Source organism: Bacillus sp. SSR7 (genome assembly GCF_055902415.1).
The window spans coordinates 1-15155 of the sequence record NZ_JBVVXV010000007.1 but is presented as its reverse complement, the minus strand read 5'-3'; the positions used below and the strand labels follow the sequence as shown (position 1 = coordinate 15155).

Here is a 15155-nt window from a genome sequence, read left to right as displayed (position 1 = left end):
CCTCTTTCTAAAAGATAGAAAGAGGCTTCTGTATATACAGTCAAAATGAGCTTCTTTCTTATCTTTCAAGTTACCTTGCTGGAATTGGCACAGTATTCATAAAGAATCCGCTGCCGAGGTATCATAGGGCCAGTCCCTCCACCTCTCGTGATAAGAATTTTCATAAAATTATATTAAATTACATTCATTCTAAGTTCATTTTAAATAAAAGTCAAGGAATTCCTATCCGAATTTACCGGATATCTAAAAATCCTTTTAATACACCAATTGTCTCAGGTGCTTGCAGTCTCGCACATACGTACGGGAATTCCGTACTACCTTCAAACATCATTTGAGATGTGAGTGGTGCGCCTGCCCAAAAGATTTCATCATCGATTACGATAAACGGGAATGCTTTATTTTGCCTTTGTAACTTTACATTTTTCAGTTGAACTGGTCCATCACTATACACTGTTATTTGCGCATTTGTACGCATTAATGCTTGCCATACTCGCTTATCCACTTGCTTCGTACTTGGAAGTGAAATAATAATTTTTCGTTTTGCAGCTAAAATATCTTTCAATAGCCCTTTCGGTTCTTCAAGATTTATTTCCATAAACCAGCGTAAACGTTTCGAAATTTTTCGTTCCCACAATTGTCTTGATGTCGTACGATCATACACATCTCCGTGACGTTCTATATGAGCTGTTAATTGTGACAACGCTTGTTTTCTTGAAAGATTTTTACGCATATAATGGCAATCTGATAATTGAATGAACTTCCCTCTCGCTCTTGTCACTGCTACATTGACGAGACGATGGTTTTTATGGTCAAAGAATAACACGCCAGGTCGTTCTTGCGGATAACTATCCACTGTATCAAAAATCATCATATCTCTTTCTGAACCTTGGAACTTATGAACCGTTGCCGCTAAAACAGGTATGTTTTGATATTTCGTTCTCTGTAACATTTCTCTAATACACGTTGATAAGAATCGTGACTGCGCTCTGTAAGGTGTCACAATACCAATTGATTGCACACCGTCTAACAATCCGATTAACATCATTTGCATCGCTACTAAACCAGACATAATGTTAAAACGAGATCCTGAAGCAGCGTCTTTTAACGAAAATGCACCCATTAGACTCGTATCAAATAAAACGCTCGCCTCATTTGCGAAAGGTTGCAATTGCGCAAGTTCTTTACGTTCTGAAACAGACGGATGGTCATAAACTCTATTTTTATAAATAAATGAGTTTGTAAACTTAGATATATCCGCATGCATACGTCTTTGTTCCTGCAACATAAACAGGTTTGGATGTGCTTCTGATTTATTGACAGACTCAACAATCCCGGCATGGTAGAACATATCTTCCCCAAGCCATTTTCGAACGAGTTCATGATTCGCCATCGCAATTGGAGGTAACTGTAAAAAATCACCACATACGACGATGCGTTTTCCAAGTGAAGCAGCTAATGCAATTTGCGGAACATATGCCATACTTACTTCATCTACGACAACTAAATCAAATGTACGCTCATAAATAAGTGAATCAATGGCACATTTCGATAAAGTTGCGCCGATTACTTTCGCATTTTCAATGTATTCTTTTTCTACTTCTTTAATTTTCGCTTTTTGCTTTCGAAGATCACTTTCAATCTCTTGTATACGCTTCTTATCAGCAGATGTTGCTTTATACGATAAAATCTTTTCACGAAGATCTTGTCGTGTCTCTTCTAAATAGAGTCTCTCTTCTCCCCAAGATCCGTTCGTCGTTTCAACTAACTTCGACGCAAGTAACGTTTCATGATTTCGTATATGTTCATGTTGACTATAACCGTAACGAACAATTTCACCAGGTGTCCATTTCTTTTTCTTTTCAATTTGTTTCGTTACTTCACTCATTAATACGTCCACTGCCGCATTACTATGGGCTAACACAAGTACCGATTTCCCTTTTTGATAATGAGCTGAAATAATACGTGATAAATTGTAAGACTTCCCTGTTCCAGGTGGTCCCCATACGTACGTTGTCGGATTATAAAACGCGCGATACGCCAATTCATTTTTCGGATTTTTCATCTTCTCCATATGTTTCGGACTGCTCGTCCCATCAACAAGACGCTTTATACGATTACGTTTTAGCTTATCTTTACGTGCTTCTTTCAATCGCTCTTGCAGTTGCTCTAACAATTGCCACGGTTCACTGTATAAAACCGCTTCTCTTATTTCACCTTGTATATAATCATTTAATTTCAGTTCTATTTCTAATCCATGTACAGATAATACTTCTCCTGTCGCTTCCTCACCATCGAACTCAATTCGAATTGGTGAACCTTCAGGTAAGCTTACTTCCGAAATAAGCTGAAATACGTATACTGTACTTTCATAATCTGTATATAAAAAACGACCATTCATGATAGAAATTTTACTACCACCTATCGTTTTCCAATGTTTAATTTCATACGCTAATGCATAATGCCACTCTTTCATCGTTTCTGATAATGAAGGAGTTTGAGTAGGTGTATTCATCGTATAATCTCCTTCCTTCTCCCCAAACATACTTTCTCACTATACCATATAACACGCTAAAATTTGTAAGGTTTTTATCTTGCTTATTTTCTTAATTTTCAATAATATATTGTATATAATTTTCAGAAAGAAGGAATCTACATGCCAGTTAGAAGAATCGAACACGTCGGACTTATGGTTACAAACTTAGAAACATCTATTTCATTTTATGAAGAAGTAGTCGGCTTACAGCTCATTAAACGTATGGATCACCCGAATCCAGACTTAAAACTCGCTTTTTTAGGTGTGGAAGAATCAAAGGAAACGATACTGGAACTCATTGAAGGCTACAACTCTTCTCTTCCAGCAGAAGGAAAAGTACATCACATTTGCTTTAAAGTGGATTCATTAGAAGATGAAATCGAAAGAATAAAAAAACATAAAGTAACCTTTTTACTAGGAGAAGAAATTGAAACATTACCAGATGGAACACGTTACATATTCTTTGCTGGTCCTGATGGAGAGTGGATTGAGTTTTTTGAGACGGAGAGATAAAACGAAGCTTTAGTCAGTCCACAATTAACGGGATCATAACTTTATGATCCACATAAGGAGTAGAAACTGATGAATACAGTTTTTATTATCGTTTTTTGGGTACTTATACTATTTCCACTTCTTTATATAATATTGATAAAGAAGTGGAATATAAAAGTAGCTGCTTTATTTGTTGGAAGGATTCTATTAAGCATTGTCTATTTCATAAATGGAATGGTGTTAGGACTGCAACGAAATTGGGTAGATCATGAAACAGAGTGGGATTTCTTTATCAAATCTTTACTAAACTGGAAAACTGATGCGCTTATACACTTGTTACTTCTAATTATTATCATTACTTTGGATTTAGTTATTACATTTTATTATATTAATAAAAAGAAATAGGATATCCACTCCTATTTCTTTTTTAATGGGTAGCGCCACATTGCTATCAAGCTAAGAGTTTAAGTGTAATATCATTTAAGGGAATACTTAAGATACAAATAAAGTCTCTTTTCCATGTCGTACTGTTTTATTGAAGTCTAACCCGAGTTGTAGCTAGTTCAATGCGACTGTAAATTCGGAATTCGGTGCACCAGCAAATACAACGTTTCCTTTCTCTGGTAGTTTCACTTTGTTATTGTCACTAACAACAGTAAAATTGACGCATACTCCATTCGCATCATACACCGCGAATGAACTTCCTGATGGCAACTCCACAGTCATCGTTTTCCCTGCTGCCTCTTGCGGAATCGTAAACCATTTCGCATGCCCATTTTTTTGCAGTGTAACTTTCGATAATTGACCTGTATCAAGGGATTTTACATTAGATTCACTGACGTATAAAAAGCTGGCCATCTCTATATATTCCGTGCCATCCTCTGTATAAAAATGGGCTTCCTTTGTATCTCTCCCATTCATCACAGGGATCTGAATTTGATGAGTCGCCGTATTCGGACCTGTAATTTTTTTGCCGTCCCAATACCCATCCTTGATTGTAATTTGTGTGTTAAGAGGCATTAGTTGTCCTAGATAGTTCATAGAATTAAATTTTTCGTTAACGAGGTAGAACTTGCCACCCTCACGCTTCGCCCATGTAGCAGCTGTTTTCTTCGGTAACACATTGTTTTCTAATTTCTGGGCTAAATAGTGAGTCAGCACATTTTGCCCCAATCCTGGCGATAATTCATATGTGCTCTCTTTCAAATAAACTTTTCCATTCTTCTCAGTGACAAAGTTAAGCTTGGAGGTACCCATCTCATTTATAAAGCTGCCATCCGCCGTATATACATATTTTTCTTCCGGTTTAGTTGGTAAAAATAGTTCTCCCTTATTCGTAATTTCTATTTTGAAATGGCTGCGGCTATTTCCATAAAAACCCGCTTTTTTTACCACGTCTTGAGGTACTTTAGCCTTGACTGGTTTGCCGAAGGATTTATCTGGTTTTATATCCTTAATTGTCCCTTTCTCTTTAAGCCTGGCTAGCAGTAATTTGTTTGCTAACAGTTGATTTGTCATGCTGGTGCCGCCGGAGGACAATACAGCTGCTGCCATCTTCTGTTCCGGAAGCACGACCAATGTAGCATGTTGCAGTATCGTATCCCCACCCTTAGTCAACGCTTTTATCCCATATTCACTGAATGGGTATAGTTTCACACTATCCCAGCCAAGACCATAGTTGAACATATTTCCGCTATCTCCCGGCCACATTCCTTTTTTATATTCTTCTTGTTCCATCGCCTTGACCGCTTTATTAGAGAGAATTTCTTTTCCCTGTCCCATAAATATTTGTGAGAATCGCACCACATCTTCTGCAGTAGAAGAGATTCCTCCCGTACCAATCACATTCACCATTTCACTTGGAAGCTGTCCCTGGTATGTCGGAGAATACAGTCCAGCCCGCTTTTCGTCTTCCCATTTGTCTTGCGATGTTATCGTATGATTCAGTTCTAATGGCTCTGTAAACTTTTGATGTAGAAATTTAGTGAAACTCATACCACTGACTCTTTCTACCAAGATCTCAGCCAGTGTAAAACCGTCATTACAGTATACTGAGAACTCACCAGGGTCTGCCTTCAAGTTTTGGTTGGACAATTGTTGCAACAAGATATCATGGGCATAAGCATCATTATCTTTAAATGAAAATGCATTATTGAACGTCGAACCTTGCAAACCCGAGGAGTGATTCAACAGCATACGCGGTGTAATACGCTTATATCGTTTATCTTTCATTTTGAAATCAGGAATATAGCGGGCAACAGGAGCATCCAAATCAACTTTTCCTTCGTCTACTAGTTTCATAACAGCAGCAGCCGTATATACTTTACTGGTTGAACCAATTCCGTATAGAGTATCTTTGGTTAGTGGTTCTTTCCCTTCTATGTCGTTCTTACCTGTCTGTCCTGACAAAATAAGTTTACCATTATCAATCAGCGCATACTGTACGCTAGTCGTCTCATAGGACTTCGTGAGCAGTGCAGCATTCTCTGCAGCAATCTTCTCCAAATCTTTGCTAGCAACTTCTTGGCTAGATACAACCGGAGTCTTACTGCTAGAAGACGCTATCGCTCCTGTTGGTAGGCTCATCGTTAGAGCTAAGGTAGCGGCTAACACCCCAGATAATTTATTTTCCATAAAAAAATGCCTCCTTAGATAAATAATCAATTTCATCTTTTATTTGTTCAATTACAAACATCACATAAACTACTATTCTAGCTTTATCCCTACTGTCTAAATTCAACAAGTAAAACACTTTTAAAAAGACCAGTATTCTCGCCTCTACCCATACTGTTCAAATTGCCTTCAACATATGCCCCTCCAGCAAAAGTATCAAATCATGGAATAACACCTGTATGTCCCCATATCGAGACAACGTTAAGAAGTTTAATTTCATAGATTCCTAGACCCTATCCATTGATTCCTCCCTTTCCTACAGGAACTGTAGTGAGTATTTATTTTAGTTGCTGTTCTTTCAGTAATTGCCACCAATAGAATTCTCTTATTACTAGTTTGTTTTTCGTATAAATGTATCCTATTTACCCTCCCTCTTTTACGCTTCTCTATATTTGTATCCTATACAATAAAAATTTCTTTTTTCTTATCCATTTCTTACAATTTCCTTACGTTCAAATCACTTCTATAATTAGGTAGGTTTTATTTTAAAATCTCCAGGATAATAAATGATTATATAATCCCACAATTTCATAGAAGATGGATTAATACCCCTGCGCCAAATCAACATGCGCATCTCTGCTATTTCCTTGGATTCCCCCTTCAACCTTTACAACAGTTCTAGCCGGCATCAACACTTCTTCACGTTCTTATAAGATAGTAATAACTAATCAACTCCTTACCTGAAAATAAATGAATATAGAAAAAGAGAAATAAGGTTAAAATACCTTTATCTCTCCTTTTCTCTCGCAAATTTTGCGAAGGATTTTTTTGTGTGAGTCCCCTCACCATCAATTTAAGAGTAAAAAAGAAGGGGATTATCCCCTCCTTTTTAAGCTTGCTCCGACTGTCGGAATTATTTAATATACCCACGATTCAGTTCCGTTAACTTTTCATTAATGTTAAAAATTCTTACTCTAATATCTTTAACACCAGCTGCTTCAAGTCTGTTCTTGTGCATTTCAGCGTATGTTTCAGCATCTTGTTTTTCTTCAAATACATAGATGCCTCCAGCTTCTTTCGTTTCTTCATTCTCTGTCCATATTTTCCAATGGAACCCTTCTTCTTCGTTAATACTTTTTGCTAAATCAAAAAATGCTTTTTCCATTTCTTCACCAAAAGGACCTTCAAACGGAAAATCAACTTGTAATAAATATGCCATCTTCGCTCACTCCTATTTTCAATATTTTTCAATTCGAATGCAGATAATATCTTAAATGAGTGCTTCTATTATTCCTGCACTCATTTAAAATTTCACCTGCATTTTCACAACCCCTTTTATAAAATAATTACAAAATGATAGCAACTTGTACGCATATAGTTTAACGGCTTTAGATTATGTTTAAAAAATATGATAACAACTTATCCCTAAACTAAGGACAAACAAAACAAGTGCAGGTATCGCTTTCTTAAAGGGATCTCTCGCTAATACGATAAGAGTTAATGCAGCTGCAAGCATCGTACCGCCTAACAACAATCCTGCTAATAAAGCTACTGTTGGAATCCAAATTCCTATCAACATTCCAATTGCTCCTACAATCTCAAAAGCTCCGGTTAAGAAATTAAAAAACGAAGGTAAACCAAATCGTTTAAACTCATCTGCCATTTTCCCAGATATAATTTTCGTTCCTGTCATTAAAAAGAACAGAAACAATACAACTTTTACTACATTGATTAATATTAAAATAGCAATCACATCTTTCTTATTTATTTGATAAATTTATATGCTATAGCATATATGATACGAAAATTTGACTGGTACTAGGTAAAAAAATGAACCTGAATCAAATATCATACAAAATAAAGCTATCTCCCCCATCCCTCGAAACAACCAACAATATATGCTATAGCATATATAATACATAAAACAAAGTTTGTTCCTTATGAATAGCGTAGCATCAATAAGGAACAAGTATTAATAGCGTGTATCATACAATTTGTTTAATAATGATTGTAATACTTTAATCTCTTCCTCGCTCAAATTACTCGTCACGAAATGGTGAGCGTCTGTCACGACAGGCAAGATCGTTTTCTTTAACTCGTCACCTTTTTCAGTTAAAAACAGGTTGTGTGAACGCCTATCTTGATCATTCAAAGCCTTCTTTACAATCCCTTTTCTCTCCATTGACTGTATCATTCTTACGACAGTAGTTTGATCTTTATCAATCGCTTCTGCTAACTCTTTTTGAGTAGTGGCTCTTTGGCTACAAAGAACACTAATAATTCCCCACTGCTCTGGCGTAACTCCGAAAGGCTTTAATTTCTTCGTAAAATAATTCGTCATTTTCACATCAGTACGATGAACAAGATAGCCTATTAAATCATGTAAGTTCATATATCACCTCTATAAATTAATATATAAAAGAGTATAGCATACCAGTCAATTATTCACAGTGAATGTATTCATTTTATTAATTACATGCTATGGCATGTATATTATAGCAGGTCATTTTAATTGTCAAATAAATCATCTATTTTTCTACAGTATCAGCTGAGCTTATTAAAAATAAGAAAATCCCGTATTCCATGAAAATACGGGATTTTTATAAATGAGTTATTCACTTATTCGAAAGAAGTTCATTCGTTACATATTAGTTATCTAATTAAGAAACATTCATATACCAGCCCAAACATCTTTTCCATATCGCCCTTCATCTTGCAGACGATCCAACCAATTCCTTGCTTCTTGTTCACTGACTTCATGAATTTCTTGATAGGCTTGACAAAGGGTATCTTCTACGTCAGGAGCCATTTTACTTCCATCACCACATATATAAAGATGAGCTCCATTATCTAATAACGAAATTAAATGGATTCTATCTTCTTTTATTACATGTTGTACATATGTTTTAGGATGTCCTTCTAAGCGAGAAAAAGCTGTGTGTAAAGAGATTAGTCCATCTCTTTCATCATTTTCTAGTTCTGTACGATAGAGATAATCCTTTTCAGGATGACGACAACCAAAGTATAGATGTGCTTGTCCTAAGTTCATACCTTTTTGCTTTTGAACGCGACGCGCTTGCAGGAATCCACGGAATGGTGCAATTCCAGTACCTGGCCCAACCATAATAATTGGTGTTTCTGGATTTTCAGGTAATTGAAAGTTTGATTGTGGCGTTCGAATGAAACAGATAATCTCATCTTTATTATGACGCTGAGCTAAATAATTAGAAGCGACTCCTTCATATGTCCCTTCCCCACTCCATGCAGGCGCATTTACAACACCAACCGTAATGCTCAGACGATCCTGTGCAACAAGTGGAGAACTTGAAATAGAATAGTAACGCGGTTTGAGCGCCGGAAGAAGTTCTAAAAAGCGTTCAAATCGGATTTCACAAGCCTCATACTTTTCAAGAAGATCTAACATTGAAATACGTTTCTTTAATATTTGTTCATGATAAACTCCGTCTTCCAGTAATGATTCCAATTCCTTTTTATGAGGAGGGCATGCTGTGAATGCCACCATTTCTCGTATTTGTGCTCGAGTAGCTGCTTCTTGCACTTCAACACTATAACTAAGAAGGTCATATAAACGAACAGGACTGTCTAAAGGTATGTGATTTACACTTCGTCCACTTGCACTCAGTATGACTTGATCCTTCCCGTTTAATCCAAAGCGTTTTAAAATTCGGTTGACATTTTTCTCACTATTAATTGGCAGCACCCCAAGGTGGTCTCCTTCTTGATACGTAGCTCCTTCTGGCAAGGATATTTCAATATGTCGTGTGCTTCTTTCACTGCTAGATGATTGAAGTTCACGATTTTCTAGTATAGATGCATAAATTGCTTCATATGTTCGCGCAAGAGGAGATCCTCCAAGACGGCTGACAAATTGCAGACTCAAAGTACTGCGCTCTTTTTCCATATTTTTGTTAAGTTCCAATCCAAATGCCTTCATCGCATCAGACCACATACTTTGTTTCCATTGCTCGAGTTGTTCCTCAAAATCACCGCTTGCATCCGCTTCTCCACGTTTAGAGAATCTTGTTGCTCCTTTTTGGGCCATTTGCTCATCAATATATCTTGGAATTCGCTGATAGGTACTAGCCCAATTATGATCTCCACAACCAAAAACTGCGTATTGAACACCTTTTAGCTCATTCGGTTTTAATTCCTCCAACCATTGCACAAACTGCCCTGCATTACTTGGCGGCTTTCCATTATAAGAAGAAGTTACAATAAGAACCGCCCCTTCTTTTGGCAGACCTCCAATTCGGTCGTTAAGAGCTGCCACTTCCGTTTGAACACCTTCTAAACTAGCTGTATCTGCTAGTTCTCTTGCAATACCTTCTGCTACCCCTGTATCCGATCCATACAGAACAAGCAGCGAAAGATTATCGGCTCCAATAATGGAAGGAGTCTTCTGAACTTGCTGCTTGGTTTCATGGTTTTTCAGTTTCTCCTCTGTAGGCGCAAGAACAGTAGTATGGCTAATAGTTTGATTTCGAGGTACAATCTTAATTTTAAAATCACCAGGCTTTAGCGTTAATGTTTGTTTTACGTCCAGCTTATAGTCTTCATAATCGATGAATTCAAAATGTTGAAGAAGCATTCCCATTACGAGTGTGGCTTCATGAAGTGCAAACTGCATACCGATACATGCTCTCTGGCCATTTCCAAATGGCTTATAAGCATGGTGAGGAACCTTATCCAGCTCTTCAAATCGTTCAGGTTGGAATTCTTCCACATTGTCTCCCCACGCATCTTTATCCCTATGTAGTTGTGGAATAAGGACAGAAATACGATTTTCTCCTTTTTTAATTGGATATTTCCCACCAATCACTGTATCTTCTTTTGCATAGAGACTGAATGCCGGAGCAGTAGGCCATAGACGTAACGATTCATTTAAAATCATCCGTATATACTTAAGTTTCATAACTTGTTGGTATGTTGGAGTAGGATCTGTCAAAACCCGGTCTACTTCTTCATAGGCTTTTTTCAATTTATCTGGATTCTTTAATAAAAAATAGATTGCAAAAGACAACAATCCACTTGTTGTTTCATGCCCAGCTATTAAAAAAGTGATAATTTGAAAACGAATATTTTCATCATCTAATTTTTCACCCGTTTCCGGATCCTTCACATGTAACATACGGGAAAGTAAATCATTTTCTTCCTGATTTCCACTACTTTTACGTTCTGCAATAATATTATCTACTAAAGAAAACATAGATTGGATATCATGCTGAAATTGACGTTTCGTTCTCCACATGAGTTTATCTTCTATATCCAGCCTCTGTAATTGGTGCATCGCCTCATCTAGAGCACGGGTCATACTAGTAATAAAAGGATGAGGGGTCTCACGATAAAAGCTATTAAATCGATAATTAAAACCACATAGACCAATTGTATCTAATGTAAGGCGAGTCATATCCCCTGGGACATCTACATTTTCATTCGGATTCAGTCTTGCCCATTTTTGAACGAGTTGCACGGCAATATCGACCATCATAGCATGGTAATCTTTCATTGCTCTTTGGCTGAATGTAGGCATCAAAATATTATGAGCTTTTTTCCAGTTAGGCTCGTGAGTCTCGCTTGTAAATAATCCGTCTCCAGCAAAGGCACGAACCTTTGCTAAAGCACCATCTATACTTTTATCGAACCGTGTTTCATCACAGACTTCTGCTACCAGTTCATGTCCAGAAACGACAATGATCGTATCACTTAAAGTTTGAATTTGAAAAATAGGACCATACTCTTCCGCTATCTTGATAAAAGATAAGGTCGGTTTATCTTTATCGATTAATGGGAGATTCCCCAGCGGTCCGTATGTTTTCGGCTGCGGAATGGCAGATACTTTTTTATCCATTAAAAACACCCTTTCAAAAAAGCATGAAATAAAGTGAAACTTTAATCCGTGGGGTTTTGTTCATCCCCCACGGATTATCAGCCCTCACCAATCGGACTTTTACGGGCAGTTGATTCCCCACCTAACTTCTTTGCTTCCGCTGAATTTTGAGGTGGGGTCTTACTGCCCGGCAAATAGCGGGATAAAATATCCCATTCAATAAAAAGAAGATAGCAATGAATCGCCTGGGATAAAGATATGTAATTGATTACCTTATTTTATCTTTTCCCTAACTATTCACGATTATGATATTACTTATAAGGTTGGTAATCTAAGTTGTTTGTTGCTATTAGATTTCTAACTTCCAGAAAAAATACTACATTAAAATAAAGCGTATTATTATAATGTTTATGAGAAGTTGAGAGCTAAAGATTGTAGTATTTGGAAAACGAGTAGTTTCTAATGTCAATTCAAACAAATACGATAAGCAAGTATACTCTGTTACGAATGAAAAAGGATCTGATATGAATATCAAATCCTTTTTGCTATATATAATTATTTCATTGTTTCTTTCAGTTCTTTTTCCGTTTTAATTATCAGTTTCTTAGCAGCAAAAAACTTGTAGGAATCATTATCAAGAGTTTTATTTCACTCTACCGATTTAACCTCTCAACAGCTTCCGGGCTTGTATCTACACGTTTAACGAAAAAAACTAATAGTAGCGCAACAACATTCATGCCAAGTGCTACATAGAATGAATGCTGAATTCCGGATAATAAAGCCTTCTGCGTTAACATTGCCTTCGTAGCTTCTGTGAAGGTTGTTGGATCTACATGGGCCATTAAACTTTCAGCTTTTGTTTTTGTTACAGAATTCATAATCGTAACAAGAATAGCAGTACCAATTGAACCGGACACTTGTTGAGCTGTATTATTAACAGCTGTACCGTGCGGATTTAAACGAGTTGGCAATTGATTAAGGCCATTGGTCATAAGTGGCATCATCACCATTGCCATCCCAAACATCCGCAGTGTGTAAATAAGAATAATATGTGTGTGACTAGAGTCGATTTGCAGGTTTGCCAGCATATAAGTTGAAACAGCTGTAATGGAAAGTCCTACTATCCCAAGAATCCGAGGGCCATATTTATCAAATAGTTTACCTGTAATTGGTGACATAACCCCCATTATTACCGCACCTGGAAGCATCATTAGCCCAGAGCTCAGCGGTGAAATACCGCGGACGTTTTGTACATAAGCTGGTGTCAAAATCATACCCGAAAACATGGCCACTGCATTGACAATTGCAATTACAGATGCAAGCGCAAACATGGGGTACTTATAAACACGTAAATCTAATAACGGTTCATTCATTTTTAATTGACGGATAATGAAAGCAATTAGGGCAATAGCGCCTATGGTTAAGGTTGTTACAACAACTTTATTCGTCCAACCATCGGAGCTTGCAGAACTGAACCCATATAATAAACCGCCAAAACCGACAGAAGATAATAGTAATGAGAGATAATCAAGTTTTGCATTTTTGTTTTGTCTCATGACATTCTCTGATTTCCAAATCCCTAACAGTAAGCTAATGATTGCTAACGGTAAAATCATTTCAAACAGCAAACGCCAATCATAATACTCTACAATATAACCTGATAGTGTCGGTCCAATTGCAGGAGCTGTAATCATAACTAATCCAAAAATCCCCATTGCCGTTCCCCTTTTTTCTCTTGGAAAGCTTACTAGCATAATATTCATTAACAAAGGCCCCATGACTGAAGAACCTGCCGCTTGAATCATCCGGCCAGTAAGTAATAGACTAAAGTTCGGCGCTAAAGCCGCTAAGGCCGTACCAAGAATAAAAATCACCATAGATGTAATAAATAAACTCCTATTGGAGAAGCGGGTTATTAAAAATGCTGATGCCGGAATTAATATGCCACTTACAAGCATATACCCTGTAGAAAGCCACTGGATCGTTGAATAATCTTTAATGTCTAAATCCTTCATTATTGATGGCAAGGCTACATTTAAAAGCGAGTTATTTAGAAATGACACAAATGCACCAATAAAAAGGATTACAAGCATTACATATGGTGGTTTTCTTTTATGTAACGTTTCACTCATATATTTATTTGCCCCTTCATTATCAATTCCATTGATTTATTTAACTCGTTTGCATATTTGCACGAGAATATATTACCCTTGCAGTATTTTGCCAAACTCTTCGAATGGATATTCTCTTTTTAGCAATTCTACTTTCTCAACATAACATTTTAAAATCTTTTTTATTAATTACACCTTAATAAACATTTAAATACAGGCTTGGAAATCTAGTTATGTAACCATCCATAAAAAGGAATATCACATAGGCTAAGTCTAACATTACATTTTTAAAGTGAGGGGAATAAGCTTATGCACCAATATTGGTATTTGAATTCAAAGGGAGAAGAGGAACAATATAATAACCAAATTTCCATGTCATCATTATATTCACAACCCCAAATAACGAAAGCTGAGGGAATAAATGGTCTGAAGGTTCCTGAGTATTGGAGTTATCGAGTCTATCCATATGGTTGGGATTCACCAACCAATTATACAGGTTTCAATCCCGAGCCCCCTTCCTTCTCTTGGGGGCAGCCAATCCATTATGCAGGGTTGATGCCTCAAGGACATCCTGCTAATTGGACTCCATTACCAGGCAATGCAAGTTTTAATTATCAAAAACCTCCCATCCCCTGGGCCCAACCATTCAATCATGCAGGGATGTTCGCACAAGGTCATCTTGCCGCTTTACTATCGCCGCCAGCTAAAGCTTTTAACTTCGGTACCAATAACTGGGGTGTTTTCGGAAACTCTCCAGGATGGGGAGGGCAGGTAAGTCCCATGGGATGGGGGAATAACGGAAGTTATGGTCAGCCAGGAATGCTCGGAAACTTACTTACAGTAGGAAAAAACACCATGAATGGAATTGGAATGCTTAGTAGTCTAATGGGTATGGGAAAGTTCTTCTTTTAGTTAATTAGAGCGAGAGGATAGGTCCATAACCCAGAATTAAAAAACATTTCCTTTTCTATTCATTTAATCTTCTCAAACATGCTTCCAATACTCCCTCCACGTTCATTTCCTCGTCTTTCAAATTATAAAAACATCTATACTTGATAGAGGTGTGGTAGCACCAACAAAACGCAAATTCCGCACGTAAAAACCCGGTTCTTTTACGAAAGAACCGGGTTTTTAACTTTTATTTATTTGATAAAGAAGTCAAATCTCTTTTTCATTATTTAACACTTTGAACACGGCCAATTTGTCCATCTTGTAAGCGAACTTTAATTCCGTACGTATGTGTTTCACTATGTGTCAAAATGTCTTTCACAACACCACTTACAGTTTTACTATAGTCATTATCCAATTGAATAACTACATGTGAACCAACTGAAATTTGTGATCTTGTTGGTTTCCCACCTGTTGCTTGTGTTGGTTTTTCTTGTTTTTGTGTTCTCTCTTGTTGTATAGACTGCTGTTGCTGAGCCTTCTTCTCTTCTTGCTTGCGTTTTTCTTCAGCTACTCTTTGTTGCTCTTCTTGCTTACGCTTCTCTTCTTCTGCTCTTTGTTGCTCTTCTTGTTTACGTTTTTCTTCTGCTTTTTGTTGCTCTTCTTGTTT

At 37.1% G+C, this 15155-nt stretch carries 11 protein-coding genes and 1 riboswitch; of the genes, 3 read left to right on the top strand and 8 right to left on the bottom strand.

Features of this window, described 5'->3' with window-relative positions:
• Positions 1-55: 55 nt before the first annotated feature.
• Positions 56-157, bottom strand: a riboswitch (SAM riboswitch).
• Between the two features lie 75 nt (positions 158-232).
• Positions 233-2542 (bottom strand): AAA domain-containing protein, encoded by a 2310-nt coding sequence (locus tag AC0NJG_RS14525; protein ID WP_140421266.1) that lies wholly within the window; start codon positions 2540-2542, stop codon positions 233-235.
• A gap of 111 nt (positions 2543-2653) precedes the next feature.
• Here AC0NJG_RS14525 and AC0NJG_RS14520 point away from each other — a divergent pair, with 111 nt between their 5' ends.
• On the top strand, positions 2654-3046 hold the full coding sequence (locus AC0NJG_RS14520) for a VOC family protein (protein WP_087953164.1): 393 nt from the start codon (positions 2654-2656) through the stop codon (positions 3044-3046).
• A 69-nt stretch (positions 3047-3115) separates the two neighbouring features.
• The gene (locus tag AC0NJG_RS14515) at positions 3116-3430 is read left to right on the top strand and encodes a hypothetical protein (protein ID WP_129075286.1); all 315 of its coding nucleotides are present in this window, start codon (positions 3116-3118) and stop codon (positions 3428-3430) included.
• Positions 3431-3583: 153 nt separating this feature from the next.
• Here AC0NJG_RS14515 and AC0NJG_RS14510 read toward each other — a convergent pair whose 3' ends face one another.
• The 6 genes from AC0NJG_RS14510 to AC0NJG_RS14485 all read right to left on the bottom strand — a co-directional run bounded on the left by AC0NJG_RS14510 (position 3584) and on the right by AC0NJG_RS14485 (position 13618).
• Complete coding sequence (locus AC0NJG_RS14510; protein WP_474063176.1) at positions 3584-5659, bottom strand: serine hydrolase domain-containing protein; 2076 nt, start codon at positions 5657-5659, stop codon at positions 3584-3586.
• A gap of 892 nt (positions 5660-6551) precedes the next feature.
• Positions 6552-6857, bottom strand: a complete 306-nt coding sequence (locus AC0NJG_RS14505) for a monooxygenase (protein ID WP_087953161.1) — start codon at positions 6855-6857, stop codon at positions 6552-6554.
• Between the two features lie 180 nt (positions 6858-7037).
• A complete protein-coding gene (locus AC0NJG_RS14500) occupies positions 7038-7388 on the bottom strand; it encodes a DoxX family protein (protein WP_087953729.1) in 351 nt (116 codons plus the stop codon).
• 222 nt (positions 7389-7610) lie between these two features.
• Positions 7611-8030: a MarR family winged helix-turn-helix transcriptional regulator gene (locus AC0NJG_RS14495; RefSeq protein WP_001048550.1), complete on the bottom strand. Its 420-nt coding sequence runs from the start codon at positions 8028-8030 to the stop codon at positions 7611-7613.
• A gap of 279 nt (positions 8031-8309) precedes the next feature.
• Positions 8310-11507 (bottom strand): bifunctional P-450/NADPH--P450 reductase, encoded by a 3198-nt coding sequence (gene cypD / locus AC0NJG_RS14490; RefSeq protein WP_088327769.1) that lies wholly within the window; start codon positions 11505-11507, stop codon positions 8310-8312.
• Positions 11508-12139: 632 nt separating this feature from the next.
• On the bottom strand, positions 12140-13618 hold the full coding sequence (locus tag AC0NJG_RS14485; protein WP_088327768.1) for a DHA2 family efflux MFS transporter permease subunit: 1479 nt from the start codon (positions 13616-13618) through the stop codon (positions 12140-12142).
• Between the two features lie 288 nt (positions 13619-13906).
• On the opposite strand from AC0NJG_RS14485, the gene AC0NJG_RS14480 reads away from it, so the two are divergent.
• Entirely contained in the window at positions 13907-14509 is a 603-nt protein-coding gene (locus AC0NJG_RS14480; RefSeq protein ID WP_087996080.1) for a hypothetical protein, read from the top strand.
• 262 nt (positions 14510-14771) lie between these two features.
• Here AC0NJG_RS14480 and AC0NJG_RS14475 read toward each other — a convergent pair.
• Positions 14772-15155 (bottom strand): YwbE family protein (locus tag AC0NJG_RS14475; protein WP_474063175.1); only part of this gene is annotated, 384 nt, incomplete at its 5' end.

Coding starts and splice junctions, on each gene's coding strand:
- AC0NJG_RS14525 (WP_140421266.1), bottom strand. CDS start 2,542: ATGTTTGGGGAGAAGGAAGGAGATTATACGATGAATACACCTACTCAA.
- AC0NJG_RS14520 (WP_087953164.1), top strand. CDS start 2,654: ATGCCAGTTAGAAGAATCGAACACGTCGGACTTATGGTTACAAACTTA.
- AC0NJG_RS14515 (WP_129075286.1), top strand. CDS start 3,116: ATGAATACAGTTTTTATTATCGTTTTTTGGGTACTTATACTATTTCCA.
- AC0NJG_RS14510 (WP_474063176.1), bottom strand. CDS start 5,659: ATGGAAAATAAATTATCTGGGGTGTTAGCCGCTACCTTAGCTCTAACG.
- AC0NJG_RS14505 (WP_087953161.1), bottom strand. CDS start 6,857: ATGGCATATTTATTACAAGTTGATTTTCCGTTTGAAGGTCCTTTTGGT.
- AC0NJG_RS14495 (WP_001048550.1), bottom strand. CDS start 8,030: ATGAACTTACATGATTTAATAGGCTATCTTGTTCATCGTACTGATGTG.
- cypD (WP_088327769.1), bottom strand. CDS start 11,507: ATGGATAAAAAAGTATCTGCCATTCCGCAGCCGAAAACATACGGACCG.
- AC0NJG_RS14485 (WP_088327768.1), bottom strand. CDS start 13,618: ATGAGTGAAACGTTACATAAAAGAAAACCACCATATGTAATGCTTGTA.
- AC0NJG_RS14480 (WP_087996080.1), top strand. CDS start 13,907: ATGCACCAATATTGGTATTTGAATTCAAAGGGAGAAGAGGAACAATAT.